The organism is Bradyrhizobium sp. CIR48 (genome assembly GCF_014198315.1).
In the GTDB taxonomy this organism is placed as follows: domain Bacteria; phylum Pseudomonadota; class Alphaproteobacteria; order Rhizobiales; family Xanthobacteraceae; genus Bradyrhizobium.
The window spans coordinates 143293-168899 of record NZ_JACIHG010000009.1; the positions used below are offsets into that span (position 1 = coordinate 143293).

A 25607-nucleotide genomic window follows, 5' to 3' on the forward strand; every position below is an offset into this window, starting at 1 on the left:
AGCAGCGCCATATGACGTTCACATGACTGTGTAAGCGGCCGAAACGAAAGCGGCAAGCGCTGGAAAAGGGAAGCCGGCAAATAGGCGAAGACGGAGCGGGCAGCCTCCTCCGTTCGCGGTGCACTATCGTGCCCCGCGCCGCAGTGCGGCATCATTCGTTGGACGGAGGTGGTCGCCTCTAGCGCTTGCGCTCGGGACCGCAGACGGTGCCCTTCTCGACCATCGCGTCGATCTCGGCCTTGGAGTAGCCGAACTCGCCCAGCACCTCCTGGGAGTGCTGGCTGAATTTCGGCGGCAGCCGGCGCAGGCTCGGCTTGCTGCGGTCGAGCCGGATCGGCGATGCGACGCCCTTGTACCAGTCCTTCTCGAGAATATCGCCGCGGGCGATCGTGTGCGGGTTGGTCAACGCCTGGTCGATCTTCTGCACGGGCCCTGCGGGCAGGCCCGCGGCGAGCAGGCGATTGCACAGCGGCTCGGCCTCGTGCTGGCTGAACACGGCAGCAAGCTCGGCGCGCAGCGCCTCGCGGTTGGCGATGCGGTCCTTGTTGCGGGCGAAGCGCGAATCGGTGCCGAGCTCGGGCTTGCCGATCTCCTTGGCGAGCTTGCGGAAGGTGCCGTCATTGCCGACGCCGATAAAGATGTTGTCGGTCTTGGTCGGGAAGATCGCGTAAGGCACGAGGTTCGGATGCTCGTTGCCGGTGAGGCTCGGCGGCTTGCCATGCATGAAATAATTCGCGGTGTGCGGATGCATGATGGCAAGGCCGGTCTCGTACAGCGTCGTCTCCAGGAATTGGCCCTTGCCGGAACGCTGCCGCTCCGACAGCGCCATCAGGATGCCGATCGCGGCATAAAGTCCGGTGGTGATGTCGACCAAGGGCACGCCGATCCGCATCGGTCCGCTCTCGGGCGAGCCGGTCGCGGCGATCATGCCGGTCATGGCCTGGATGATGGCGTCATAGCCGGGATTGCCGCCGCGCGGGCCGTCGGCGCCGAAGCCGCAGATCCGGCAATGCACGAGGCGCGGAAATTTCTTGCTGAGCACGTCGTTGCCGATGCCCCATTTCTCCAGCGTGCCCGGCTTGAAATTCTCAATCAGGACGTCGGCTGTCTCAAGCATCTTGAGCAGCACGGCACGTCCGCCCTCGGAGGCGAGGTCGAGGCCGATCGAGCGCTTGTTGCGGTTGATGCCGACGAAATAGGCCGCGTCCTCCTCGTGGAAGGGAGGGCCCCATTCACGCACCTCGTCGCCCGCGGGCGGCTCGACCTTGATCACGTCGGCGCCGTGGTCGGCGAGGATCTGGGTGCAGTAGGGACCGCCGAGCACGCGCGTGAGATCGATGACGCGCAATCCGCTCATTGCGCCCAATGCGGCTTCAGAACTGGCGGCTTCAGAACTCATGCCTTCGCTTCCCCTGTGTCGATATTTGGTCACAGGCCTAGCGAGGTTCGCACAAGCCAGCAATGGCCTGTTGCGTAGGGGCGTATGCACTGCCGGCCGCATGCCGCGGCGTGGCAAATCAGGATTGGCAGATCAACGGAAGCGGCCGGCCCGAGGGGGATCCCGGGCCAGCCAATCCGCCGTCGCGATCAGACGACCGTCAGGCGAACGTCGACATTGCCGCGCGTGGCATTGGAGTACGGGCACACCTGGTGCGCCTTCTCGACCAGCGCCTCGGCTTCCGCGCGGGCGAGGCCCGGCAGCGAGACGGCGAGATCGATGTCGAGACCGAAGCCGCCCTCGGAGCGCGGGCCGATGCCGACGGTCGAGGTGACGGAGGCATCGGCCGGAACCTTCGGCCCGCCCTGCGACGACACGAACTTCATCGCGCCGATGAAGCAGGCGGCATAGCCGGCCGCGAACAGCTGCTCGGGATTGTTGCCGGCGCCGCCGCCGCCGCCGAGCTCCTTCGGCGTGGTGAGCTTGACGTCGAGCGCGCCGTCGAGCGTTGCAGCATGGCCATCACGGCCGCCGGTGGCCTTGGCGCTGGTCTTGTAGAGGACATTCACGGACATTGTCGTCTCCTCGGGTCTTCCGGTTGGGGTGCGCTCTGTATCGCAAACAATTTGATTGCGCGCAATTGAAATTAGCATGGCTCACATTTAATTGTTCGCAATTGAATATGCCGCCCGCCGGCCCCAGAATGGGAGGAAATCCCGTGAGATTCTCCATGCCCCGGAAGCTATCGACCCTCGATCCGCAACGCCTCGACAACCAGATCTGCTTCGCGGTCTATTCGGCCGCGCACGCCTTCAACCGCGTCTACAAGCCGCTGCTGGATCGGCTCGGCCTGACCTATCCGCAATATCTGGTGATGCTGGTGCTGTGGGAGCGCGACGACGTGCCGGTCAAGGACATCGGCGAGCGGCTGTTCCTGGATTCGGGCACGCTGACGCCGCTGCTCAAGCGGCTCGAGGCCGCCCATCTCGTCAAGCGCACCCGCTCGAGCGAAGACGAGCGTCAGGTCCTGATCGCGCTGACGGCGCAGGGCCATGCACTGAAGGAAAAAGCCCGCAGCGTGCCGCAGTCGATCCTGGCGGCGTCGGACTGCTCGGTGTCGGAACTGGTGTCGATGAAGGACGAGATCGTCGCGCTACGGGACCGGCTGAATGCGGTGATCGGGGAGTAGGGGGTTCGGCGATCAGAAATGCTTCTTTGCGAAAGCGCGTCCTGAGCCAGATTTCAGATATCGCTCGAACGCAACAGCGCGTGCAGCGTCGTCGAAGGCGAATAGGTCCTAACTCGCCAAGGTCCAAATTTGGAGGTGTGCGGTACTTCGCCTGCGTTGTGCTTCGCCAAGCGTGCCCGCAAATCATCCGTGATGCCGACATAGAAGTGCTCGGAATCGAGACTTTCGAGGATATAGACGTATTTCATTCTGCTTCCTCCCCGGAGGGTAGGATAGCAGCTTCAAGGCACGTTTAGCGTGTTGCTTCGATGCAGCGTGGATATCAGCTTGAGCCCGCCGACGCCCTTCGGGCTATGGCGGGGCAGCCTTCGCTCACTTCGCTACGAGAGACTTCCCCAGGCTTGCCTAGCCGAAGCTCGCGAAGCGAGCGAAGGCTGGTGGAGCCAGGCGGGATCGAACCGCCGACCTCTTGCATGCCATGCAAGCGCTCTCCCAGCTGAGCTATGGCCCCTTTAGTCCTTGCGGGGATCCTGGTGGATCACCCGCACCGGCGAGTCCTGGTGACTCGCGCGGTGCACCCTTTTTCACAGATCAGGGCTGATCTCAAGTCTCTTCATCACCTCCGACATCACCAATGATGTCGGTCACGTCCTCATCGCCCTCTTCTTCGTCGGCAATGAAGGTCGAATCATCGTCATCGTCGTCATCGAGGGTCTCATCGACCTCGATATCGTCCTCGGATTCGGGCACGGCGGCCTTGACCTTGCCGGTGTTCTCCTCGGCGTCGGCCTCCTCGAGCGAGACCTCCTCGACTTCTGCCGGCTCAGGCGTGGCGTCCGCCGTCGCTGCGTGCCGGGCTTCGGCGCCGCGGGGCATGCGCGCGGGCGCGACCGGGGCGATCGGCACGACTTCGCCGGTATAGGGCGAGATCACCGGATTCTTGTTGAGGTCATAGAACTTCTTGCCCGTGGTTGGGCAAATACGTTTGGTTCCGAGTTCGGACTTGGCCACGGCAGGAATCCTGGGAATGTCTGAAAAGCGGTGTTTCACTTGGCTAGTTGGCGGCCCGCTGTCAATAGCGCATTACGGGAGAACGACATGCCCGTGACGGGGCGCAGACCATGTGGTACCTGCCCCCAGCCCCCTCGAGGGCGCATCCAAGGACACAATCGTGACCCATTCCGACCAAACGAGGCCGCTCCAGGCACGCGCCAGCGGGCCCCTGACCGGGAAAGTACGGGTGCCCGGGGACAAATCGATCTCCCACCGTGCCCTCATCCTCGGCGCGCTCGCTGTCGGCGAGACCAGGATTTCGGGCCTGCTGGAGGGCGAGGACGTCCTCAACACCGCCAAATCGATGCAGGCGCTGGGCGCCACCGTGGAGCGGACCGGCGATTTTGCCTGGAAAGTGCAGGGCGTCGGCGTCGCGGGCTTCGCCCAGCCCAAGGAAGCGCTGGATTTCGGGAACTCCGGCACCGGCTGCCGGCTGGTGATGGGCGCCGTCGCCGGCTGCCCGATCTCGGCGGTTTTCGACGGTGACGCCTCGCTGCGCAGCCGCCCGATGCGCCGGATCCTCGATCCCCTGGAAAAGATGGGCGCCAAGGTTATCTCCGGCAGTGAAGGCGGCCGTCTGCCCCTGACCCTCCAGGGCGCGCGCGATCCACTGCCGATCACTTACAAGACCCCCGTCGCCTCGGCCCAGATCAAATCGGCGGTGCTGCTGGCGGGCCTCGCCGCCCCTGGCACCACGACGGTTATCGAGACCGAGGCCAGCCGCGACCACACCGAATTGATGCTGAAGCATTTTGGTGCCGACATCACCTCGGCACGGGAGGGCGTGCACGGCCGCCGTATCACGCTCAAAGGCCAGCCCGAGCTGCACGGCGCCAATGTGGTGGTGCCGGCCGATCCCTCCTCGGCGGCCTTCCCGGTGGTCGCAGCGCTGATCGTCGAGGGCTCCGATGTCACCCTGTCGGATGTCATGACCAATCCGCTGCGCACCGGCCTGTTCACCACACTGCGCGAAATGGGCGCCTCGATCGAGGAGAGCGAAGTTCGCGGGGACGCCGGCGAGCCGATGGCGAAGCTGCGCGTGCGCGCCTCGAAGCTGCGCGGCGTCGTGGTGCCGCCGGAGCGCGCGCCCTCGATGATCGATGAATATCTCGTGCTGGCGGTGGCAGCCGCCTTCGCCGAGGGCACGACGATCATGCGCGGCCTGCAGGAGCTGCGCGTCAAGGAATCGGATCGCCTTGAGGCCACGGCCGCCATGCTCCGCGTCAATGGCGTGAAGGTCGAGGTCTCCGGCGATGATCTGATCGTCGAAGGCCGCGGTCACGTCCCCGGTGGCGGCACAGTCGCGACCCACATGGACCATCGCATCGCGATGTCTGCCTTGGTGATGGGCTGCGCCTCCGATCAGCCGGTGACCGTCGACGATACCACCTTCATCGCCACCAGTTTCCCGGACTTCATTCCGATGATGCGTTCGCTAGGGGCCGAGTTTTCATGATCATCGCCATCGACGGACCCGCGGCCTCGGGCAAGGGGACGCTCGGCAAGCGTCTCGCCCACCATTACGGCTACCGTCATCTCGATACCGGCGTGATCTATCGCGCGGTGGCCTATGCCCTGATGCAGTCCGGTCACGATCTCCGGGACGAGGCGGCTGCGGTCGCCGCGGCGCTGGAACTCGATCCCGAGAAGTTCGGCAATCCGGCCCTGAAGACCCAGAAGGCCGGAGAGGGCGCCTCCATCGTCTCGGCGATCCCGAGGGTTCGCGAGGTCCTGGTCAATTTTCAGCGGCAATTCGCCGCCGATCCACCTGGAGCGGTGCTGGACGGCCGGGACATTGGAACCGTGATCTGCCCGCATGCCGACGTGAAGATTTTCGTCGTCGCCGACCCAAAAGTCCGGGCCCGCCGCCGGACCATGGAGGCCAAGGCGAGGGGCGAGGAGGCCGACGAGGCCGCCGTGCTGGCCGACATCATCCAGCGCGACGAACGAGACAAGAACCGGCCGATTGCCCCCCTGAAACCGGCCGCCGATGCTTACTTGCTAGATAACTCCCAACTGGATATAGAAGGCGGCGTCCGGGCCGCCATCGACATTATCGAGGCCGTCCGAGCGGGCCGGTCGCGGGGTTAAGCCGCCGCCGTCATTGGAGGAAGTGCCCGCTCCCGCTCTTTGAGGTCGATACCTCGGTCCCCTGTTTGGGGCCGACGCGATCCAGGCTCCGGACACAAGATTTCCACGTATCGAACGCGCGGGCCTCAGCCGGCCCGCTTCCGCTGTTCCGCCTCTCAGGCCGGAGCAGCGAGCGGTCGCTCGAAGGTCTTGCGGACCTTCCGACACTGCGCGTGCGATGCGCCCATGAACCCAACGGCCGGCACGACATCCGCAACTGGAGAACAAATGGCTTCGACTTCTGCTGATACCTATAGCCCGTCGCGCGACGATTTCGCCGCGATGCTCGACGAGTCCTTCGCAGGTGGCAACCTGCAGGAGAGCTCCGTCGTCAAGGGCAAGGTTGTTGCAATTGAAAAGGACATGGCCGTCATCGACGTCGGCCTGAAGACCGAGGGCCGCGTCGCCCTGCGCGAATTTTCCGGCCCCGGCCGTGACAGTGAACTGAAGGTCGGCGACGAGGTTGAAGTGTTCCTCGATCGCATCGAGAACGCGCTCGGCGAAGCCGTGCTGTCGCGCGACAAGGCCCGCCGCGAGGAGAGCTGGGGCAAGCTCGAGAAGGCGTTCCAGAACAACGAGAAGGTCAACGGCGTCATCTTCAACCAGGTCAAGGGCGGCTTCACCGTCGACCTCGACGGTGCCGTGGCCTTCCTGCCGCGCTCGCAGGTCGACATCCGTCCGATCCGCGACGTTGCGCCGCTGATGAACAACTCGCAGCCGTTCCAGATCCTGAAGATGGATCGCCGCCGCGGCAACATCGTCGTGTCTCGCCGCACGGTTCTCGAAGAGACCCGCGCCGAGCAGCGTCAGGAGCTGGTGCAGAACCTCGAAGAGGGTCAGGTCATCGACGGCGTGGTCAAGAACATCACCGATTACGGTGCGTTCGTTGATCTCGGCGGCATCGACGGCCTGCTGCACGTCACCGACATCGCGTGGCGCCGCGTCAACCACCCGACCGAGGTGCTCTCGATCGGCCAGACCGTGAAGGTCAAGATCATCAAGATCAACCACGAGACGCACCGCATCTCGCTGGGCATGAAGCAGCTGCTGGACGATCCGTGGCAGGGCATCGAAGCCAAGTACCCGCTGGGTGCCCGCTTCACCGGCCGCGTCACCAACATCACCGACTACGGTGCGTTCGTCGAGCTCGAGCCGGGCATCGAAGGCCTGATCCACGTCTCGGAGATGTCGTGGACCAAGAAGAACATGCACCCCGGCAAGATCGTTTCGACCTCGCAGGAAGTCGAAGTGCAGGTGCTGGAAGTCGATTCCGTCAAGCGCCGCATCTCGCTCGGCCTCAAGCAGACCATGCGCAACCCCTGGGAGGTCTTCGTTGAAGGTCACCCGACCGGTTCGACCGTCGAGGGCGAGGTCAAGAACAAGACCGAGTTCGGTCTGTTCCTGGGTCTCGAGGGCGACGTCGACGGCATGGTCCATCTCTCCGACCTCGACTGGAAGCTTCCGGGCGAGCAGGTGATCGACAACTACAAGAAGGGCGACATGGTGAAGGCCGTGGTGCTCGATGTGGACGTCGAGAAGGAGCGTATCTCGCTCGGCATCAAGCAGCTCGAAGGCGACCCCTTCGCCGAGCCGGGCGATGTCAAGAAGGGCGCGGTCGTGACCTGCGAAGTGCTCGAAGTGAAGGAAAGCGGCATCGAGGTGAAGATCACCGGTACCGACTTCTCGACCTTCATCAAGCGCTCCGAGCTCGCCCGTGACCGCAACGACCAGCGCGCCGAACGCTTTGCCGTCGGTGAGAAGGTCGATGCCCGCGTGATCCAGTTCGACAAGAAGGCCCGCAAGGTCCAGGTGTCGATCAAGGCGCTCGAGGTCGCCGAAGAAAAGGAAGCCATCGCGCAGTACGGCTCCTCCGATTCGGGAGCAACGCTCGGCGACATCCTCGGCACCGCGCTCAAGAACCGCGACAGCAAGTAAGCGAGACGTTCGTTTCGCTGCATCAAAGCCCCGGCGTGAGCCGGGGCTTTTTTGTTTGCTGTCTCCACAAGCTCCGCTGTCGTCCCGGACAAGTCTCAGCGCAGACCACCGGATTGAGTTTGGCGAAGACCCGGAGTGCGAGCTTTGCACGACAACTTCTCCCTGTGGTTATGGGTCTCTGCGTTCGCAGGGACGACAGCGAGGGTGTGGCGGGGTACCGGGCCCCACCGCGCTCACAGCCTTGTTTTCTTCAAATTGCGCCGCAATTGATGTATCCAGATAGGGCGTTGGTCACGCTGTGAGGGCACAACGCGTCCGGCCTTTCATTTGGAGATATCTAGATGTCGCTCGATTCGGACATCATCGTCGATCGCCGCAGGATCCGCCGCAAGCTAACGTTCTGGCGCGTGGTGGCTGCGCTGATCGCGATTGCGGCGATTGCGGGCTTTGCGCTGGTCGTGACACCGGGTACGCGGGGCACGTTCGCATCCGCCGGCTCGATCGCGCGGGTCCAGATCGAGGGCCTGATCCGCAGCGATTCCGATCGCACGCAGGCGCTGGAGCGGCTGGAGAATTCGCAGGCCGCCGCCGTCATCATTCACATCAACTCGCCGGGCGGCACCACCGCCGGCTCCGAGCAGCTCTACGATTCGCTTGTCCGGCTGAAGGCGAAGAAGCCGCTCGTCGTGGTGGTTGAGGGCCTGGCTGCGTCCGGGGGCTACATCACGGCGATTGCCAGCGACCACATCATCGCGCAGCAGAGCTCGCTGGTCGGGTCGATCGGTGTGCTGTTCCAATATCCCAACGTCAGCGAGCTCCTGAAGACCATCGGCGTCAAGGTCGAGGAGGTGAAGTCGTCGCCGCTGAAGGCTGCGCCCAACGGTTTTGAGCCGACCAGCCCGGAAGCACGGGCCGCGCTCGATGCGCTGGTGAGGGATTCCTATGCCTGGTTCAGGGGATTGGTGAAGGAGCGGCGTGGCATGGATGACACGCAGCTCGAGAAAGTGGCTGATGGCCGCGTCTTCACCGGGCGCCAGGCGATCGATCTCAAGCTGATCGATCAGATCGGTGACGAGAAGACGGCGGTGACCTGGCTGGTCGAGCAGAAGGGTGTCAAGAAGGGGCTCTCCGTGCGCGACTACAAGCTCCAGCCGCGCTTTGGCGATCTGCCATTCCTCAAGACGGCGGCCGCCGTCACGCTGGAAGCGCTTGGTTTGGGCTCGATTGCGCATCAAATCGGGCAAACCGGCGTCGCGCAGGCGGTCGATCGGTTCGGAATGGATGGAATGCTGGCCCTGTGGCAACCGGCCGCCTCAAATTGAGGGGGTTGGGCGAGCGCCTGAGGGTTTTCCCGTCTGACGGGCGTCGGGCCAGCCCGCTTTTTCGGCATTTGTCACGCATTTTCACGACGCTCAACCTTGATTTAGCGTCTTGACAGATCAAGGTATTTTCACGGAAATGGTCATCCGCACGCTTCCGGGTCCTATCTCTCGATGATCAAATCCGAACTTGTTCAGCGTATCGCCGAGCACAACCCGCATCTGTACCAGCGGGATGTCGAGAACATTGTGAATGCGATTCTCGAAGAGATCGTAGCGGCCCTCGCGCGCGGTGACCGCGTCGAGTTGCGCGGCTTCGGTGCCTTCTCGGTCAAGCACCGCCCCGCACGCGCCGGGCGCAATCCACGCACCGGCGCGCATGTGCCCGTCGATCAGAAGAGCGTTCCGTTCTTCAAGACCGGCAAGGAAATGCGCGAGCGGCTGAACCGCGACCATCCGGATCCCGGCGCGCCCGACTGAGGCTGTCGTCGTCGGGGTTTAACCTGATAGCCGCATGATGCGGCCGCAAGCTTGATTCAAGACGAGCGATCGCGATGCGAAAGTTCCTGACCGCGCTGATCGTGATTCCGCTGGGCCTGATCCTGGTGGCCTTCGCCGTTGCCAACCGGCACTTCGTCACGGTCTCGTTCGACCCGTTCATTGCGAACGACCCGTCATTGTCGGTCACGCTGCCGCTGTTCCTGCTCCTGATCCTGGTCGCCGCCCTCGGCGTCTTCGCCGGCGGCTCCGCCGTCTGGCTCGGCCAGCGGCACTGGCGCCGCGCGGCGCGCCGGCACGAGGCGGATTCACGGGTCGCCAGGGCCGAACTGGCCGATTTGCGGGCCCAGGCGGCCGCGGCAAAGCCCGGCTCGCAGCGCCTGCCCGTTCCCTCCGGGGTCGGGCTTTACGGGCCCATCGGGCGAGACAAGCAGCGCGCGACGTTGTAGAAGCGGCCCCGACCGAAAACCCTGTTTTCCGGCCGCACCTTGCGGCCTCCATTTGCTTTGAGACCATGTCCCTGCTCGTCAAGATCTGCGGCCTGTCCACGCGCGAGACGCTTCAAACGGCGCTCGAGGCGGGTGCGGATATGGTGGGATTCGTGTTCTTCCCGCCTTCGCCGCGGCACCTGTCCCTGGAGCTTGGTCGCGATCTCGGCCGCCAGGTGAAGGGGCGTGCGCTCAAGGTGGCGCTCACGGTCGATGCCGACGATGCGACGCTCGACAACATCATGGACGCGCTGTCGCCGGACATTTTCCAGCTGCACGGCAAGGAGAGCGTGGCGCGGCTGCGCGACATCAAGCAGCGGTTCGGCCGCCCGGTGATGAAGGCGGTCCCGGTCGCGACCGCGGCGGATCTCGCCGTGTTGCCCGGCTATGCCGCGATCGCCGACCGCATCCTGTTCGATGCCCGCGCGCCGAAGGATGCGACCCGGCCCGGCGGCCTCGGGGAGCCCTTCGACTGGCACCTGCTCGAAAACCTCGACCTGAAGCTACCCTACATGGTCTCGGGCGGGCTTCATGCCGATAACCTCGCGGAAGCTCTCCGCGTCACCCGCGCCGGCGGCGTCGACGTCTCCTCCGGCGTCGAGAGCGCCCCTGGGGTCAAGGATCCCGAGATGATCAAGGCCTTCATTCGCGCCGCGCGCGCCAGCCAAGAGCCCCGTCAAGAGTCCAGCCAAGAGTTGAGTGTTCGATGAACGTCGCCAAACCCAATTCCTATCGCAGCGGTCCTGACGATCGCGGCCATTTCGGCATCTTCGGCGGCCGCTTTGTCGCCGAAACCCTGATGCCGCTGATCCTCGATCTGGAGAAGGCCTACACCGAGGCCAAGGCCGATCCGGCCTTCCAGGCCGAGATGAACGGCTACCTCACGCATTATGTCGGCCGGCCCTCGCCGCTCTATTTCGCCGAGCGCCTGACCGAGCATCTCGGCGGCGCCAAGATTTACCTGAAGCGCGAAGAGCTCAACCACACCGGTTCGCACAAGGTGAACAACGTGCTCGGCCAGATCATGCTGGCGCGGCGCATGGGCAAGAAGCGCATCATCGCCGAGACCGGCGCGGGCCAGCACGGCGTCGCCACCGCGACGCTGTGCGCACGCTTCGGGCTCGAATGCGTGGTCTATATGGGCGCCGTCGACGTTGAGCGGCAGCAGCCCAACGTGATCCGCATGGAGATGCTGGGTGCGACGGTGGTCCCGGTGCAGTCGGGCACGCGCACGCTGAAGGACGCCATGAACGAGGCCCTGCGCGACTGGGTCACCAACGTGCACAACACCTTCTACTGCATCGGCACGGTGGCCGGCCCGCATCCCTATCCGACGCTGGTGCGTGACTTCCAGTCGATCATCGGCAACGAGACCAAGGCGCAGATGCAGGAAGTCGAGGGTCGCCTGCCGGATTCGCTGGTCGCCTGCATCGGCGGCGGCTCCAACGCGATGGGCCTGTTTCACCCGTTCCTCGATGATCCCTCCGTCGAGATATTCGGCGTCGAAGCCGCGGGCCATGGCCTGACGCAATTGCATGCGGCGTCGATCGCGGGCGGCCGTCCCGGTGTGCTGCACGGCAACCGCACCTATCTCTTGATGGATGCCGACGGCCAGATCCAGGATGCGCACTCGATCTCGGCCGGCCTCGACTATCCCGGCATCGGCCCCGAGCATTCCTGGCTGCACGAGATCGGCCGCGTGAACTATCTCTCCGCGACTGATGACGAGGCGCTCGCCGCGTTCCAGCTGCTGTCGCGCCTCGAAGGCATCATCCCCGCGCTCGAGCCCGCGCACGCCATCGCCAAGGTGATGGAGCTCGCGCCGAAGCGGCCGAGAGATCACCTGATGGTCGTCAACCTCTCCGGCCGCGGCGACAAGGACGTCCCGCAGGTCGGCGATATCCTGAGGGGCAAGAAGTGACCACGCGTATCGACACCCGTTTCGCCGAATTGAAGAAAGAGGGCCGCGCGGCCTTTGTGACCTATGTGATGGCCGGTGATCCCGATCTCGCGACGTCGCTCGAGATCGTCAGGGCGCTGCCCAAGGCAGGCGCCGACGTCATCGAGCTCGGCATTCCCTTCACCGATCCGATGGCCGATGGTCCTTCGATCCAGGCTGCAGGTCTGCGTGCGCTCAAGGCAGGCATGACCTTGAAGAAGACGCTCAATCTGGTGCGCGACTTCCGCAAGGACGACAACATCACGCCGCTGGTGCTGATGGGCTATTACAATCCGATCTACATTTACGGCGTCGACAAGTTTTTGGCTGACGCCAAGACGGCCGGCGTCGACGGTCTCATCATCGTCGATTTGCCGCCGGAGGAAGACGACGAGCTCTGCATTCCCGCGCTGAAGGCGGGCCTGAACTTCATTCGCCTGGCGACCCCGACCACCGACGACGAGCGCCTCCCGGCGGTGCTCGCGAATACATCCGGCTTTGTCTATTACGTCTCGATTGCCGGCATCACCGGTGCAGCGGCGGCGGACGCGAATGCCGTCGGTGAAGCCGTCGCGCGCATCAAGCGGCATACCAAGCTGCCGATATGCGTTGGTTTTGGCATCCGCACGCCGGAGGCGGCGCGCGCCATTGCCGAGAAGGCCAATGGTTCGGTGGTCGGCACCGCGCTGGTCGATGCGCTCAAGAACAGCCTCGACGCCGAGGGACGGGCGACCGGCAAAACCGTTAACGCCGTGGCCGAGCTGACGGCCGCCCTGGCCCAAGGCGTCAAGGGCGCGCAGCAGGCGGCGGAATAGGCCATAATTCCGCTTTAGCTCTTGAGTTTGAGCATGATCTTGTCGGAAAACCGCTTCACACTTTTCCGGATCATGCTCTAAGGCGGACGACACGGCGGCTTGCCGGGCAACGGCCTGGTCGCCATATATCCCTTCAGGCGATCCGCGAGGCGGCATCGCACATCGGAGCAAACCATGAACTGGCTTACCAACGTGGTCCGGCCGAAGATCCGCAACATGCTGCGGCGGGAGACGCCGGAGAATCTGTGGATCAAGTGCCCGGATTCCGGGCAGCTCGTGTTCTACAAGGACGTCGAGGCCAACCAGTTCGTCATCCCCGGTTCGAACTACCACATGCGCATGGGCGCGGTGGCGCGCTTGAAGTCGATCTTCGACAACGAGACCTGGTTCGACGTCGCGTTGCCCGACGTCACGCCCGACCCGCTCAAGTTCCGCGATGAGAAGAAATACGTCGACCGCATCAAGGACGCGCGCGCCCGAACGAATCTGAATGATGCGATCAAGGTCGGTTACGGCAAGCTCGAAGGCTCCGCCGTGGTCGTCGCCGTGCAGGATTTCGATTTCATGGGCGGTTCGCTCGGCATGGCCGCGGGCGAAGCCATCGTCCGCGGGCTCGAGCTCGCAGTCGAGAAGAGGTCGCCGTTCATCGTGTTCGCCGCATCCGGCGGCGCACGCATGCAGGAAGGCATCTTGTCGCTGATGCAGATGCCGCGTACGACGGTCGCGGTGCAGATGCTGCGTGAGGCCAAGCAGCCCTATATTGTCGTGCTGACCAACCCGACCACCGGCGGTGTCACCGCGTCCTATGCGATGCTCGGCGACGTGCAGATCGCCGAGCCCGGCGCGCTGATCGGCTTTGCCGGCGCCCGCGTGATCGAGCAGACCATCCGCGAGAAGCTGCCTGAAGGTTTCCAGCGCGCCGAGTATCTGAAAGAGCACGGCATGGTCGACATGGTCGTGCATCGCCACGAGCTGCGTCCGACCCTGGCGCGGCTCTGCCGCCTGCTGACCAAGGCGCCGGCGCTGGAGACCGCGTCGAAGCCGATGCAGCCGGTACTCAGCCCGGCACAGATCGTATCGGCCGCCGAGACGGCGCCGGCTGCGCCGCACGCGTGAACGCGTCCTCTGACAGCGCGAAGACGCCGCTCGGTGAATTGATCGGGCGGCTGTCGGTCCTGCATCAGAAGCGCATCGATCTCGGGCTCGAGCGGATGCACCGCCTGCTCGAACGGCTCGGCCACCCCGAACGCAAGCTGCCGCCGGTGATCCACATCGCCGGCACCAATGGCAAGGGATCGACGCTCGCCTACCTGCGCGCGACGCTGGAGGCCGCAGGCCTGCGCGTCCACGCCTACACCTCGCCCTATCTCGTCAGGATCAACGAGTGCTTCCGACTCGGCCGCGTTGGCGGCGGCGTGCTGGTCGGTGACGACGAGTTGCGCGCGGCCCTGGAAGAGGTCGAGCGCGTCAATGCCGGCGAAGCCGCGACATTGTTCGAGCTGAAAACAGCGGCTGCCTTCCATCTGTTTGCACAGAACCCGGCCGACGTGGTGCTGCTCGAAGTCGGCCTCGGCGGCCGGCTCGATTCGACCAATGTGGTCGATACGCCCGCGGCCTGCGTGATCACGCCCGTCAGCATGGACCACATGGATTTTCTCGGGGACACCCTGACTTTGATCGCGGGCGAGAAGGCGGCGATCATCAAGCGCGGCGTGCCAGTGATCTCCGCGGAGCAGGCGGGCGAAGCCATGGCGGTGATCGAGGCGCAGGCCAGGCGCATGCGCGCGCCGCTGTTTGCGGCGAACGAGAGCTGGCACGTCAATGTCGAGCACGGCCGCCTGGTCTATTCCGACGATCGCGGCCTGATGGATCTCACCGCGCCGCGGTTGTTCGGCCGCCACCAGTTCGACAATGCCGGCCTTGCGATCGCGACGCTGCGGGCGATTCCGAACTTTGGGATCAATCAGGCGGCGTTTGAGGCCGGCATCGTCGGTGCCGAATGGCCGGCGCGGATGCAGCGCATCACCTCGGGCGAGCTGCTCGCTCTCGGACCGCAGGGCTCGGAGATCTGGCTCGATGGCGGGCACAATGCCGAAGGCGGCCGTGTGGCAGCCGCCGCGCTTGGCGATCTCGAGGAGCGGGTGTCGCGGCCGCTGGTCGTCATCGCCGGCATGATGGCCAACAAGGATGCACAGGGCTTCCTCGCCAATTTCGCCGGTCTCACCCGTCACATCATTGCGGTGCCGATCCCCGACACCGAGAACGCGATGCCGGTCGATCGCCTCGCCGACGCCGCGCGCAGCCTCGGCATGCGCGTCGAGACCGTCTCGGGCGTCGAAGCCGCACTGCGTGGCCTGTCGAAGCTCGCCTACGAGGTGCCGCCGCGCATCCTGATATCAGGCTCGCTGTATCTGGCCGGCCACGTGCTGGCGATCAACGGCACGCCTCCTGCATGAGGCTTCAATGCGCTTTGCCGCCATCGCCGACGTCCACGGAAACTATCTCGCGCTGGAGGCGGTGCTCGCCGACATCCGGGCCCACGGCATCACTGACATCGTCAATCTCGGCGACATGCTGAGCGGGCCGCTCGATGCGCGCCGCACCATCGAGATCCTGATGCAGCTCGACGCCGTGCACGTGCTCGGCAATCATGACCGCTACCTGCTGGATCGTCCGCCGGAGAAAATGGGCTCGTGGGATCGTCCCGCCCACGCAGCGCTTGATACAGCGCAACTGGACTGGCTCCGCGCGCAGCCGATGACGCGGGTGTTTCGCGAGCAGGTGTTCCTCTGCCACGCGACGCCCGAGAACGACGAAGTCTATTGGCTTGATACCGTGCATCCCGACGGCACGGTGGCGCTGTCGCCGCTCGACCGGATCGAGCAATTCGCACTGGGCGTCAGTCAGTCCCTGATCCTCTGCGCCCACACCCATCTCGCCCGCGCGGTACGACTTCGCGATGGCCGGCTGATCGTCAATCCCGGCAGCGTCGGCAGTCCCGGGTATCGCGACAAGCGTCCTTATCCGCATGTGGTGGAAGCCGGCACGCCGCATGCGCGTTATGCGTTTCTCGAACTGGCTAATGGTGCCTGGCAGGTGACATTCCGCCACGTCGCGTATGATCACGAGGCCATGGCGGCGTTGGCGCGCCGCAACGGCCAGCCGGAGCTGGCGAACGCGCTGGCGACGGGATGGATCAATTAAGACGGCACGGGCTGCTCACTTCAGCAGCTTCATCGGATCCGCGGCCTTCTGCTTCAACTGCTCGAAGCTGCATTGCCGCGGCGCCTTGTCGGGGCGCCAGCGCAGAATCGAGGTGCCGTGGCGGAAGCGTTCGCCGCTGAAATGGTCGTAGCAGACTTCGATCACCAGCTTCGGTTTGAGCGGACACCATATTGCCGAGCGCTCGGTGGACCAGCGGCTCGGCCCGCCCGGCGCGTTGCCGGTGAAGCCGGGCTCTGCGATCAGCGCCTCCACCCGGTCGGTCAGCGCGGGCTTCTGGTCTGCCTTGATCGCGGATGTGAAGCCGACATGGTGCAGCAAGCCACCATCGTCGTAGAGCCCGAGCAGCAGCGAGCCGACCACCTTTCGCCCGGCGATCTTGTTGGTGGCGTAGCGGAAGCCGCCGACCACGCAATCGGCGCTGCGGAATTTCTTGATCTTCTGCATGCCGTCGCGATTGCCGGCCTGATAGGGCAGGTCGACGCGCTTGGCGATGACGCCGTCCGAGCCGCCGCCGGATTGCGCCAGCCATTTTTTCGCGGTGGCGTAGCTCGTCGTCGCCGGTGACAGGCGGAAGAGGCTCCCCGTCAGATTGGCCTTCGCAAAAGCCTCCAGTACTGGTCGGCGTTCGCTGAGCGGTTTGCTGGCAAGCTGCTTCTCCCGGGCAGTCGCGAGAAGATCGAAGGTGAGATAGAGCGCCGGTGTCTCCTGCGAGAGCTTCGTCACGCGGCTGGCAGCCGGGTGAATGCGTTGCAGCAGCGCGTCGAATGAGAAGCTCTTGCCGTGCGGTACGACGATCTCGCCGTCGAGCGTGAAGCGGTCGGCCTTCAGCTTCAGCGCGGCAGCGACCACTTCCGGGAAATAGCGGGCGAGATCCTCGCCGGATTTGGAGCGCAGATCGACATGGCCGCCGTCGCGCGACAGCAGGCAGCGAAAGCCATCCCATTTCGGCTCGTATTGCCATTCCTTGCCGCGTGGAATTTCGTCGACCGACCGCGCCTCCATGGCAACGAGAGAGGTCGATCTTCGCGCGCGCTTTGTGGGAGGGGCAGGCAAGGGCCGGGACTCGTCATACGCTGAACACGTCCCGTCAACGCAAACGGCCGGCATTTCGCCGGCCGTTGTCGAAAATAAACTTGTGCGAGGCGGATCAGACCGCGGAGGTGATCCACTGCTGCAGCTTCGCCTTCGGCGCTGCGCCGACCTGGCGGGAGGCCATCTCGCCACCCTTGAAGATCATCAGGGTCGGGATCGACATCACGCCGTACTTCGACGCCGTCTTCGGGCTCTCGTCGACGTTCAGCTTGACGATCTTGACCTTGTCGCCCATCGCGCCGGCGATCTCGTCGAGAGCGGGCGCGATCATGCGGCAGGGGCCGCACCACTCGGCCCAGAAATCGACGACCACGGGGCCGTTCGCCTTGAGCACTTCGGCTTCGAAATCGGCGTCGGAAACCTTGCTAACGGCCATTGGAGTACCTCACTCGTTGAAAGAATCGGCGCGCATGGGAATCGCGCCCGGGATCATGGGGTCAACCTATGAACGGCTCCTTGCCGGGTCAAGGATGCTCACACCGAGATGAAGGGATGCCAGCGCCGCGTCCAGCGCGGGGGCTGAAATCTCCATATATTCAAGGGCCTCTGTCCAGAGCAGGACGGCGCGGATAGGCTTTTGGGGATAAAGCTGTGCCAGCACCGCCCGGTACAGCGCAAGCTGCCGGACATAGGCGGCGGGCGCTGCGGCCGCGTTCTTGGGCGCCGCCTGGTTGGTCTTGAAATCGACGATCAAAACCTCCTCTGGACGAACGACCAGCCGGTCGATCTGCCCCGACACCAGCGCTGGCGCACGGCCCGGCCGCTCTAGCCGGCCGGCGATGGCCACCTCGGCCCGGCTGCCGGCGGCAAACACCGGCGCAAAGCGCGGTTGAGTGATCAAAGCCAGCACCTTGTCGGCCAACGCGGCGCGGTCGGCCTCGGTCCAGTCGGAGGCATTGCGCGCCATGAAGCCGAGCGCGGCCTCGCGCCGGCGCTCCGCAGCGATATCAGGTAGGGATTGCAGCAGCCGGTGCACCAGCGTGCCGCGCTGCAGCGCCAGCGCGCGCGATTGCACCGATTCGCCTGTCCGCACGCTGCGGCCTTCCTCAGCTGACTGGCCGGACGGACGCACCAGATCGTCGTCAACGGTCTCGTGCGGCGCCGGTGTTCGCAGCCAGTCCGGCAATGTGATCGTCTGGTCCACTGCTGCCGCAGGCGTGCCCAGCGCGGCGACGTCCTCCGGTCGGGCGAATCGGGTCACCTTGCCGAGCGGCGTCTCGATCGTCTGCTTGTCCAGGCCCGAGCCGGCGAGACCAGTGTCGACCAGGTCGTACCAGCTCAGCTTGCGCACCGTCTTCATGTTGCCGGGCATGCAACCGCCGACGATCAGGCGGTCGGCCGCGCGCGTCATCGCGACGTAGAGCAGGCGGCGATACTCGTCCTCGGTCTCCTCGAGCATGGCCTTGCGCGCGTCGGCGACCGGCTTTGGATCGTCCGCCTTGCGGCCAGCCCAGACCACGACCTCGCCGCCATTGCCGCGCGGCACGTGGATCAGCCGGACCCGCTGCGAGTCCGCGGGCGACGATGTGGTGTCGACCATGAACACGACCGAGGCCTCCAGGCCCTTGGCGCCGTGCACGGTCATCACCCGCACCTCGTCGCGCGAGATCTCCATGTCGCGCTTCACCTCGGTGTCGGCCGAGCGCAGCCAGGCCATGAAGCCTTGCAGCGACGCCGGCGCCTTGCGCTCACAGCTCAGCGCCAGCTCCAGGAATTCGTCGAGCGCGTCGTTGGCTTCAAAGCCGAGCCGGCGCAGAATACGGGCGCGGCCACCGTCGCCCCCTAACAGCCAGGCGTAGAAGGCGAACGGCGTCTCCTCGCGCGCGCGAATCTCGCAGGCTTCCAGACGCCGCAGCACGGCCGCAAACTTCTCGCTTCCCTTCGCATGCTCGCCGAGTGCGCGGCGCAGCGATCCCTTGCGGTCGTGGGCAAGCTGGAACAGATCGTCGTCATCGAGGCCGAACAGCGGGCTCTTCAGCGCCACCGCCAGCGCCAGATCGTCCTGCGGCAGCAGCAGGGCATCAGCGAGGTTCATCAGGTCGATGATCGCGATGTGCTCGGTCAGCTTGAGCCTGTCGGCGCCGGCCACCGGAACGCCAGCGTGCTTCAGCGCCTGGATCACGGCATCGAAGGCATTGCCGCGGCGGCGCACCAGGATCAGCATGTCGCCATAGCGCAGCGGTCGGCGCTCGCCCTCGTGCCCGGTCAGCGTGCCACTCTCGACCAGCCGCTTGATCTCGGCCTGGATGCGGCGCGCCAGCTTGACTTCTGGGCTGGTGACAGCGACGCCGTCGAACGGCGCGCGCCAGCCTTCGATCTCCTGGCGGTCGTCGGCGACAGCCAGATCCCACAGCTCGATCACGCTAGGGCCTGCATCGGCGAGCGCGTTGTGCAGGGGATGGCCGATCTCGACCGAATGGATGCTCTTGTAGATCTCCTGCTCGCGGAAGACGTGGTCGACCGAGTGCAGGATCGCGGCGCCCGAGCGGAACGAATAGGTGAAGGCCACGGGGTCGAACTTCAGCCCGGCGGCGGTGAACTTGCGGTGCAGCTCTCGCCGGCGCGCATCGAATTCGTGCGGGGCTGCACCCTGGAACGAGAAGATCGACTGCTTCTCGTCGCCGACCGCGAACACCGTGCGGTTCAGCCCTTCGCGTGCGCCTTCGCCGGCGGTAAATTCGGAGATGATGTGCGCGACGATGTCCCATTGTCGCGGGCTGGTGTCCTGGGCTTCGTCGATCAGGACGTGATCGACGCCGCGGTCGAGCTTGTAATGCACCCAGCCCGACGAGACGCGGTTCAGCATCGCCAGCGTCTTGTCGATGAGATCGTCGTAGTCGAGCAGACCGCGCTCCTGCTTCTCGCGGCGGTAGTTGGCGGCAGCCGCGGTCGCGATATGCAGCAGGGCCGCAGTGCGGTCGCGCATGGTCACGGCGCGGCGCTTCTCGATCAAGCCGCTGATGCGCTGCGCCTCATACTCGAACAGGCGGGCGACGGACGGATTGTGGTCGCCAAATTTCTTGGTCAGCACGGCCTTGCGCGGCAGCTTTTCGTCGGTGAGGAAGACGCAGAGATAGGCATCGACCTGCGCGCTGCCGGAGAACGCCTTGGCCTCGCGGAGCCGGCTGGCCTGGTCGTTGTCGGACTTGCTGCCGTCCTCCAGCGCAAAGGCGATGTCGTCCCAGCGCGATCGCGGCAGATAGGGTCCATCGAGAATCTCCGTCTCGACGTCCTCGATGCGGTCGCTCGCATCAACGCCCAGCGCCGCCGCCATCTGTGCCGCCGCGGCTTCGGCGTTGCCGGCCTCATCCGTCCAGGCCATGAAGTGATCGCGGCTCAGGCACGCCTCGCGCACGACCTCCTTGAAGGTGACGTCGGCGGCGCTCGCCATTGCGGTCAGCAATGCGCGGCCGGTGACGCTCTCGGGATCGCGGGCTGCCTCCAGCAGCACCTTCAGATTGGCGCGCTCCATCATGTCGGTCTGGTCGCGCTCGTCGATCACGGCAAAGCGCGCGGGCACGTTGGCCTCGAACGGAAATTGCTGGAGCAGGCGCGTGCACAACGCGTGGATGGTCTGCACCTTCAGCCCGCCCGGCGTTTCCAGCGCGCAGGCGAACAGTTTTCGCGCGTTGCGCCGAATTTTCGCGCTGGGATGCGGAATGCCGACAGCGCGGATCGCTGCGTCGAGCCCGGTATCATCCAGCGTCACCCAATGACCAAGCGTGGTGAACACGCGCTCGGCCATGTTGGCGGCGGCGGCTTTGGTAAAGGTGATGCAGAGGATCTTTTCCGGGGGCACGCCCGACAGCAGCAGGCGGATCACCCGCTGCACCAGCACATGGGTCTTGCCCGAGCCGGCATTGGCCGACACGAACGCCGACGCGGTCGGATCGGACGCACGCGCCTGCCGCGCGCGCACCTCGTCGGGAATGGGGCGTGGCAGCTTCACCATTCCTCGATCCCCAAACCGCCGGCCGCAGACCATTCCTTGATCCGGGCGAGATCGTCATAGGTGCCGTAGCGGTTGGACCACATCGGCAGGTTCAGCGAGGTGTAGGGCTGGTTTTCGTCGTCGAAGGCACGGATCAGGGCTTCAAGCTTGGCGCGCGCTTCGGCGGCTGCTGTGTCCGGCGGCTGCGGCTCATCGCCGGGTTTGTACTTGAGCTCGAGGATGCGCTCCTCGCCCGGCGGATTGTTGCCGCTCAGGCGCACATAGACGAGCTGGCTCACCGACGCGCCGGCGTCGATATCGGGAAAGCCACCCTCGCGCAGGATCGCGGCCTCCAGCGTGAGCTGCGGCGACAGGCCCATGCGGACCTGCTTGCCGGTCGGCGGCTGACCGGTCTTGTAGTCGAGGATGGCGTAACCGCCGCCCTGGCGCCGCTCGATGCGGTCGGCGCGCGCGGAAAGGCGGAAGCTGCGCGCGCTGTCGAGCATGATTGAAATCTCGCCGCGGGTCTCCGCGACGATGGCCTCGATCGCGTCGCGGCGCGCGGTCTCCCATTCGCCGAACCAGCGCGCGATGCGCTGGAAACGCGGCCACCACAGCGCCCGCGCCTCAGGCCGCTCCATCAGCGGCGCGAAATGTTTCTCGCCGATCGTGCGCAGCACGCGGGCGGGATCGTCGGGCAACTTCGCCGCATAGCTCTCGGTGAACTCGCCGATCGCATCGTGGATCGCCGAGCCACGATCGGCGGCCGACAGCGGCATGTCGACGGGATCGAGCGCATCGAGCCGCAAAATGTGTTTGGCGTAGATCGTGTAGGGATCGCGCAGCCAGTCTTCGATCGCGGTCACCGACATCCTGAGGGGCCGCGTCGCGCGCGGCGGCCGCGGCTCCGGCTGCTTGATCGGCCTGACCTCGTCCGGTTGGTCGAGCGCGCCCGCGAACTGCACATATTTCTCGCCGGCGCGAACGGCCGCCTTCCAATGATCGTCGCCCGCAACCGCCTCCAGCCGATGAAGGAAGCGCGAAGCCACCGCAGGTGCGCCGCCGGCCTTGGCGGAATGGGTGAGGATCACCTCGTCGCCGCCGAGCAGCTGAGCAAAATCGTGGGCGGAGAGGCCGATGCGGCGCTCCGGCAGATCGAGACCGAGCTCGTGCCGCATCGGCCGGCTGAGCCAGGGGTCGATGCGCGGAGCCGGTGGCCAGACGCCTTCGATCAGGCCGCCGACGATGATGCGGTCAGCCTGCATCAGGCGCGATTCCAGCGGGCCGTAGATCTGCAGCCGCGCGCCCGGCTTGTCTCGCCGCCTCACGGCGCGATCGCTGAAAGCGGTCTGGAAGACGTCGGCATAATCAGGCAGCGTCACCATCAATCCGCTGATCGTGCCGCCGCGCAGGAGATCGTCGAAGGCGCCGGCGAGCGCGAGGCCTTCGCGCTCCTCGAAGGCGAGCGGGATGCCCTGCTCGTCGCGCGACAGCTCGATCATGATCTCGCGATGCCGGTGCGCGAGTTCGGCAAAGTCATATGGCTTGGCCGACACCAGATTCTCGATCGGCGCCAGCGCCTTCTGCAAGGTGTCGATCAGCGTCTGGATGCGGTCGATATTTTCGACCTTGAGACGCGCACGGGGCTCGGCCTTGTGAAGCGCGGAGACCTCGCTGCGCCACAGCTTTGTCAGCTCGTCGCGAAAGCGGTTGAATTCGCGCAGCAGGCCGCCGGTGCCCGCGGGCGGGCGCGTGCCGCGCAGGACTGCAAGCTCGAGATCTTCGATCGCCGCCTTCCATGCGCCAGGCAGCCGGCCGAGCCGGCACAGCGGATGCTTCAGCATCGCCAGCAGCGTCGGTGGCTCCAGTCCCTTGGTCGCGGCTTCCGCCGTGAGACGCGCAAAGACGCCGGCGGATGTTTCCATCAGCACGTCGCCGCCGGAATCATCGAAGGCGAGATCCCATCGGGTCAGCGCGGCCATCACCCGCCGCGCCAGCGCGCGGTCCGGCGTCACCAGCGCTGCCGATTTGTCGAGATGCCGTGCTTCGCGCATGGCGATGGCAATGGCGAGCGCTTCCATTTCAGGATTGGGTGCTTCGACGACAGCGAGATTCTTCATGCCACCGGCGATCTTCGCCGCGACGTCCGGCTGCTTCAGCCGATCGTGCCAGACTTCCGTCTTGGCCGACGGCCGCATCGATTCCGATGCGAGCAGATCGCGGCCGCCGTCCGCCGGCGGCTGGAGGATCTCGACGTCGCTGCGCTTGATGCCAAAACGATCCAGCAGTGCGTTCATCGCGTATTGCGGATGGTTCGACGCCGGATGCTCCGCGAACTTGCCGAGCGAGTCGCGCACGCCGCCGATGCTGCGCCAGGCGTCGTCGTCGAGATCGGTGTCGAGGCCCGGCAGCACCACTGCGCCATGCGGCAACGAGGCGACCGCGTGCAGGAATTTCGCGGTGGCCGGCATCGAGCCGGTCGAGCCCGCTGCGATCACGGGCCCATAGGGATGTGCGGTCAGGCGCTTGGCTTCCGCCGCGATCAGGAGATCGCGCCGGGCTGCGGGTTCAATCCGGTTGATCTCGGTGAGATGACCGGGCCAGGCGATGCGTGCGATCCGCAAAAATTCGAGCGAGTGCTGCCAGTAGCGGTCGAGGTTGTCGGGTACGAGACCGTCGAGCGCGCTCCAGTCGACGCCGCGCGTCACCATGTCGTCGATCAGACGCGCGAGGTCGCCGGCGAGCGCCAGCGTCGAAGCGGGCCCGCCGACCACCAGTGGCGACAGCACCGGGCCCTTGGCCCAGGCCGCGACCAGTTGCGCCAGCGTCAGCCGCCGTTCGAGCTCGCCGAGCCGCGGCGGTATGTCGAGCGGCGTCGCGCCGGAGAACTGCTCGCCCTCGTCGGCGAAGGCGAGCTCATCCTCGTCGATGTCGCCGAGCGCGACGATGCGCGGCAGCACCACGGCATCGGCCTTCATCTCGTCGAGGAAGATCTCGCGCACCACGCGCATCGCGCGCCGTGTCGGGAGGTATAGCGTCGCATCCGCCAGACGCGCCGGTTCCTTGCGCGCCTCGAATCCCTCGACCAGTCGTCCCTCGAGCAGGCTCGCGACGATCGTGCGCAGGAATGGAACTGAGAGGGGGACGCTGAAGACGCGCATGAGCTGCCTGATTCGAAGGATCAGGCAATATAGGGAGGCGGGGTCAAATGGTCATGGGGCGGGGCGAAATCGTCCCCGCTGTTCGCGAGACCTGACAGGTCTTGTAGGGTGGGCAAAGCGAAGCGTGCCCACGCATTTTTTGCCATCGAGAGAGATGGTGGGCACGGCGCCAGGGCGCCTTTGCCCACCCTACGGCACCGCGTTCGGGACCGGCCCTACGCCACGCTCTCCAGAAACGCCTCTTCCGCGGCGTGCACGGCGTCGGGCGTGCCAACATGCATCCAGACGCCGTCGAGGCGGAGGCCGAACAGCCGCTCCTGCTCGTTGGCGCGGTCGAACATTTTTGTCAGCGAGAACTCGCCCTGCGGCGCGCCTTCGAAGATCGACGGCGACAGGATCGCAGCGCCGGCATAGACGAACGGAACGACTTCCTTTTCCTTGCGCTTGCGCAGGGCGCCGTCGGGCAGCATGCCGTAATCGCCGCGACCGCCATAGCCGATGCTGGTTGCGGTCGGCGCCATCAGCAGCAGGATGTCCATGCGCGCGGGGTCGAAGTTTTCCGCAAGCCGCGTCAAATTGGAGCGCACGCCGTCGATCCACAGCGTGTCGGAATTGACGTGGAAGAACGGCGCGTCGCCGAGCAGCGGCAGCGCCTTGACCACGCCGCCGCCGGTGCCGAGCACCTGGTCGCGCTCGTCAGAAATCGTCACGCGCGGAAGCTGGCGCGATGCGACATGATCGATGATCTGGTCCGGCAGGTAATGCACGTTGACCACGGCCTCGGTCACGCCCGCCTGGCCGAGCTTGTCGAGCACGTGGTCGAGCAGCGGCTGGCCGGCCACCGGCACCATCGGCTTCGGCATCCTGTCCGTCAGGGGACGCATGCGCAGGCCAAACCCTGCAGCGAGCACCATGGCTTTGGTCGGTTTGACGGACATCCTTCGCTTTCTCAGACCTTTCGCGTTCGCAGCAATCCTAACACGAGGTTCGATCAGCCGCACCGCATCTCAACCGCCTTAGCCACCCGCCGTGACGGTTGTACGACGGGTGTTGCCATCATGCCCCGACGGCTGTGGAACGCGCCTTTTTCTTCTTGTCGCCGAGCTTGAGGAAATTGACCCCGATCTGGTCGCCATTGACCCAGGCCAGCTCGCAACGCCGGTACGCAAGTCCGGTGGACGACAGCAGCAGAAAGAACTCCTTCAGATGGAGGCCCTCGACCGAGCCGTCGATGGTCAGCTTGGCGCCGGTCTCGGAGACGTCCTCCATGGTGCAGTCGCGCCGCCAGGTGCCGTCGATCCCCATCATCTGGGCCGAGATCCCGCGCTCGAAAACGACCCGGCTGTTGCCGCGCTGGTCCGTCTTTACCGCCATCTGCCCGCTCCAGCCCGTAA

22 protein-coding genes, 1 tRNA gene and 1 pseudogene are annotated in these 25607 nt (G+C 65.4%); 13 read left to right on the forward strand and 11 right to left on the reverse strand.

Features of this window, described 5'->3' with window-relative positions:
- Positions 1-178: 178 nt before the first annotated feature.
- Together GGD66_RS26805 and GGD66_RS26810 are read right to left on the reverse strand one after the other, a co-directional pair.
- Positions 179-1399, reverse strand: coding sequence for a CaiB/BaiF CoA-transferase family protein (locus GGD66_RS26805; protein WP_246788985.1), 1221 nt, complete (start codon positions 1397-1399; stop codon positions 179-181).
- 188 nt (positions 1400-1587) lie between these two features.
- Entirely contained in the window at positions 1588-2013 is a 426-nt protein-coding gene (locus GGD66_RS26810; RefSeq protein ID WP_018323436.1) for an organic hydroperoxide resistance protein, read from the reverse strand.
- Positions 2014-2168: 155 nt separating this feature from the next.
- Between GGD66_RS26810 and GGD66_RS26815 the strand changes: the two genes are divergently transcribed.
- The gene (locus GGD66_RS26815; RefSeq protein ID WP_179732572.1) at positions 2169-2627 is read left to right on the forward strand and encodes a MarR family winged helix-turn-helix transcriptional regulator; all 459 of its coding nucleotides are present in this window, start codon (positions 2169-2171) and stop codon (positions 2625-2627) included.
- 12 nt (positions 2628-2639) lie between these two features.
- Here the strand turns inward: GGD66_RS26815 and GGD66_RS26820 are convergent.
- The 3 genes and pseudogenes from GGD66_RS26820 to GGD66_RS26830 form a co-directional block, all read right to left on the reverse strand.
- Positions 2640-2875: pseudogene (locus GGD66_RS26820) on the reverse strand (GIY-YIG nuclease family protein).
- A gap of 187 nt (positions 2876-3062) precedes the next feature.
- Positions 3063-3138, reverse strand: a tRNA-Ala gene (locus GGD66_RS26825).
- A 92-nt stretch (positions 3139-3230) separates the two neighbouring features.
- Positions 3231-3638, reverse strand: coding sequence for a TIGR02300 family protein (locus tag GGD66_RS26830; RefSeq protein WP_018323433.1), 408 nt, complete (start codon positions 3636-3638; stop codon positions 3231-3233).
- A 160-nt stretch (positions 3639-3798) separates the two neighbouring features.
- Between GGD66_RS26830 and aroA the strand changes: the two genes are divergently transcribed.
- The 12 genes from aroA to GGD66_RS26890 all read left to right on the forward strand — a co-directional run bounded on the left by aroA (position 3799) and on the right by GGD66_RS26890 (position 16008).
- Positions 3799-5136: a 3-phosphoshikimate 1-carboxyvinyltransferase gene (gene aroA, locus GGD66_RS26835; protein ID WP_183259490.1), complete on the forward strand. Its 1338-nt coding sequence runs from the start codon at positions 3799-3801 to the stop codon at positions 5134-5136.
- On the forward strand, positions 5133-5771 hold the full coding sequence (gene cmk, locus GGD66_RS26840; protein ID WP_018323431.1) for a (d)CMP kinase: 639 nt from the start codon (positions 5133-5135) through the stop codon (positions 5769-5771). The genes aroA and cmk overlap by 4 nt, the downstream gene beginning before the upstream one ends.
- Before the next feature lie 267 nt (positions 5772-6038).
- On the forward strand, positions 6039-7745 hold the full coding sequence (rpsA, locus tag GGD66_RS26845) for a 30S ribosomal protein S1 (protein WP_028139473.1): 1707 nt from the start codon (positions 6039-6041) through the stop codon (positions 7743-7745).
- 341 nt (positions 7746-8086) lie between these two features.
- Entirely contained in the window at positions 8087-9067 is a 981-nt protein-coding gene (gene sppA, locus GGD66_RS26850; protein WP_179732576.1) for a signal peptide peptidase SppA, read from the forward strand.
- A 171-nt stretch (positions 9068-9238) separates the two neighbouring features.
- A complete protein-coding gene (locus GGD66_RS26855; protein WP_007598410.1) occupies positions 9239-9544 on the forward strand; it encodes an integration host factor subunit beta in 306 nt (101 codons plus the stop codon).
- Between the two features lie 74 nt (positions 9545-9618).
- A complete protein-coding gene (locus GGD66_RS26860; protein WP_183259491.1) occupies positions 9619-10011 on the forward strand; it encodes a DUF1049 domain-containing protein in 393 nt (130 codons plus the stop codon).
- 65 nt (positions 10012-10076) lie between these two features.
- Entirely contained in the window at positions 10077-10760 is a 684-nt protein-coding gene (locus GGD66_RS26865) for a phosphoribosylanthranilate isomerase (protein ID WP_092251427.1), read from the forward strand.
- Positions 10757-11971, forward strand: a complete 1215-nt coding sequence (gene trpB, locus GGD66_RS26870) for a tryptophan synthase subunit beta (protein ID WP_092251428.1) — start codon at positions 10757-10759, stop codon at positions 11969-11971. Before GGD66_RS26865 ends, trpB begins: the two co-directional genes overlap by 4 nt.
- Positions 11968-12804: a tryptophan synthase subunit alpha gene (gene trpA, locus GGD66_RS26875; protein WP_183259492.1), complete on the forward strand. Its 837-nt coding sequence runs from the start codon at positions 11968-11970 to the stop codon at positions 12802-12804. The genes trpB and trpA overlap by 4 nt, the downstream gene beginning before the upstream one ends.
- 174 nt (positions 12805-12978) lie before the next feature.
- Positions 12979-13920, forward strand: a complete 942-nt coding sequence (gene accD / locus GGD66_RS26880) for an acetyl-CoA carboxylase, carboxyltransferase subunit beta (protein ID WP_183259493.1) — start codon at positions 12979-12981, stop codon at positions 13918-13920.
- Entirely contained in the window at positions 13917-15260 is a 1344-nt protein-coding gene (locus GGD66_RS26885) for a folylpolyglutamate synthase/dihydrofolate synthase family protein (protein ID WP_183259494.1), read from the forward strand. The genes accD and GGD66_RS26885 overlap by 4 nt, the downstream gene beginning before the upstream one ends.
- A gap of 7 nt (positions 15261-15267) precedes the next feature.
- A complete protein-coding gene (locus GGD66_RS26890) occupies positions 15268-16008 on the forward strand; it encodes a metallophosphoesterase (protein WP_183259495.1) in 741 nt (246 codons plus the stop codon).
- Positions 16009-16023: 15 nt separating this feature from the next.
- Here the strand turns inward: GGD66_RS26890 and GGD66_RS26895 are convergent, their stop codons facing one another.
- The 6 genes from GGD66_RS26895 to GGD66_RS26920 form a co-directional block, all read right to left on the reverse strand.
- Positions 16024-17031 (reverse strand): ATP-dependent DNA ligase, encoded by a 1008-nt coding sequence (locus GGD66_RS26895; protein WP_183259619.1) that lies wholly within the window; start codon positions 17029-17031, stop codon positions 16024-16026.
- A gap of 145 nt (positions 17032-17176) precedes the next feature.
- On the reverse strand, positions 17177-17497 hold the full coding sequence (gene trxA, locus GGD66_RS26900; RefSeq protein WP_008540017.1) for a thioredoxin: 321 nt from the start codon (positions 17495-17497) through the stop codon (positions 17177-17179).
- Between the two features lie 66 nt (positions 17498-17563).
- Complete coding sequence (gene addA, locus GGD66_RS26905) at positions 17564-21073, reverse strand: double-strand break repair helicase AddA (protein WP_183259496.1); 3510 nt, start codon at positions 21071-21073, stop codon at positions 17564-17566.
- The gene (addB, locus tag GGD66_RS26910) at positions 21067-24213 is read right to left on the reverse strand and encodes a double-strand break repair protein AddB (protein ID WP_183259497.1); all 3147 of its coding nucleotides are present in this window, start codon (positions 24211-24213) and stop codon (positions 21067-21069) included. The genes addA and addB overlap by 7 nt, the downstream gene beginning before the upstream one ends.
- 215 nt (positions 24214-24428) lie before the next feature.
- The gene (locus GGD66_RS26915) at positions 24429-25151 is read right to left on the reverse strand and encodes a nucleotidyltransferase family protein (RefSeq protein WP_092251437.1); all 723 of its coding nucleotides are present in this window, start codon (positions 25149-25151) and stop codon (positions 24429-24431) included.
- A gap of 118 nt (positions 25152-25269) precedes the next feature.
- Positions 25270-25587, reverse strand: coding sequence for a PilZ domain-containing protein (locus tag GGD66_RS26920; protein WP_018323417.1), 318 nt, complete (start codon positions 25585-25587; stop codon positions 25270-25272).
- Positions 25588-25607 lie beyond the last annotated feature (20 nt).

Coding starts and splice junctions, on each gene's coding strand:
- GGD66_RS26805 (WP_246788985.1), bottom strand. CDS start 1,399: ATGAGTTCTGAAGCCGCCAGTTCTGAAGCCGCATTGGGCGCAATGAGC.
- GGD66_RS26810 (WP_018323436.1), bottom strand. CDS start 2,013: ATGTCCGTGAATGTCCTCTACAAGACCAGCGCCAAGGCCACCGGCGGC.
- GGD66_RS26815 (WP_179732572.1), top strand. CDS start 2,169: ATGCCCCGGAAGCTATCGACCCTCGATCCGCAACGCCTCGACAACCAG.
- cmk (WP_018323431.1), top strand. CDS start 5,133: ATGATCATCGCCATCGACGGACCCGCGGCCTCGGGCAAGGGGACGCTC.
- rpsA (WP_028139473.1), top strand. CDS start 6,039: ATGGCTTCGACTTCTGCTGATACCTATAGCCCGTCGCGCGACGATTTC.
- sppA (WP_179732576.1), top strand. CDS start 8,087: ATGTCGCTCGATTCGGACATCATCGTCGATCGCCGCAGGATCCGCCGC.
- GGD66_RS26855 (WP_007598410.1), top strand. CDS start 9,239: ATGATCAAATCCGAACTTGTTCAGCGTATCGCCGAGCACAACCCGCAT.
- GGD66_RS26860 (WP_183259491.1), top strand. CDS start 9,619: ATGCGAAAGTTCCTGACCGCGCTGATCGTGATTCCGCTGGGCCTGATC.
- GGD66_RS26865 (WP_092251427.1), top strand. CDS start 10,077: ATGTCCCTGCTCGTCAAGATCTGCGGCCTGTCCACGCGCGAGACGCTT.
- trpB (WP_092251428.1), top strand. CDS start 10,757: ATGAACGTCGCCAAACCCAATTCCTATCGCAGCGGTCCTGACGATCGC.
- accD (WP_183259493.1), top strand. CDS start 12,979: ATGAACTGGCTTACCAACGTGGTCCGGCCGAAGATCCGCAACATGCTG.
- GGD66_RS26890 (WP_183259495.1), top strand. CDS start 15,268: ATGCGCTTTGCCGCCATCGCCGACGTCCACGGAAACTATCTCGCGCTG.
- GGD66_RS26895 (WP_183259619.1), bottom strand. CDS start 17,031: ATGGAGGCGCGGTCGGTCGACGAAATTCCACGCGGCAAGGAATGGCAA.
- trxA (WP_008540017.1), bottom strand. CDS start 17,497: ATGGCCGTTAGCAAGGTTTCCGACGCCGATTTCGAAGCCGAAGTGCTC.
- addA (WP_183259496.1), bottom strand. CDS start 21,073: ATGGTGAAGCTGCCACGCCCCATTCCCGACGAGGTGCGCGCGCGGCAG.
- addB (WP_183259497.1), bottom strand. CDS start 24,213: ATGCGCGTCTTCAGCGTCCCCCTCTCAGTTCCATTCCTGCGCACGATC.
- GGD66_RS26915 (WP_092251437.1), bottom strand. CDS start 25,151: ATGTCCGTCAAACCGACCAAAGCCATGGTGCTCGCTGCAGGGTTTGGC.
- GGD66_RS26920 (WP_018323417.1), bottom strand. CDS start 25,587: ATGGCGGTAAAGACGGACCAGCGCGGCAACAGCCGGGTCGTTTTCGAG.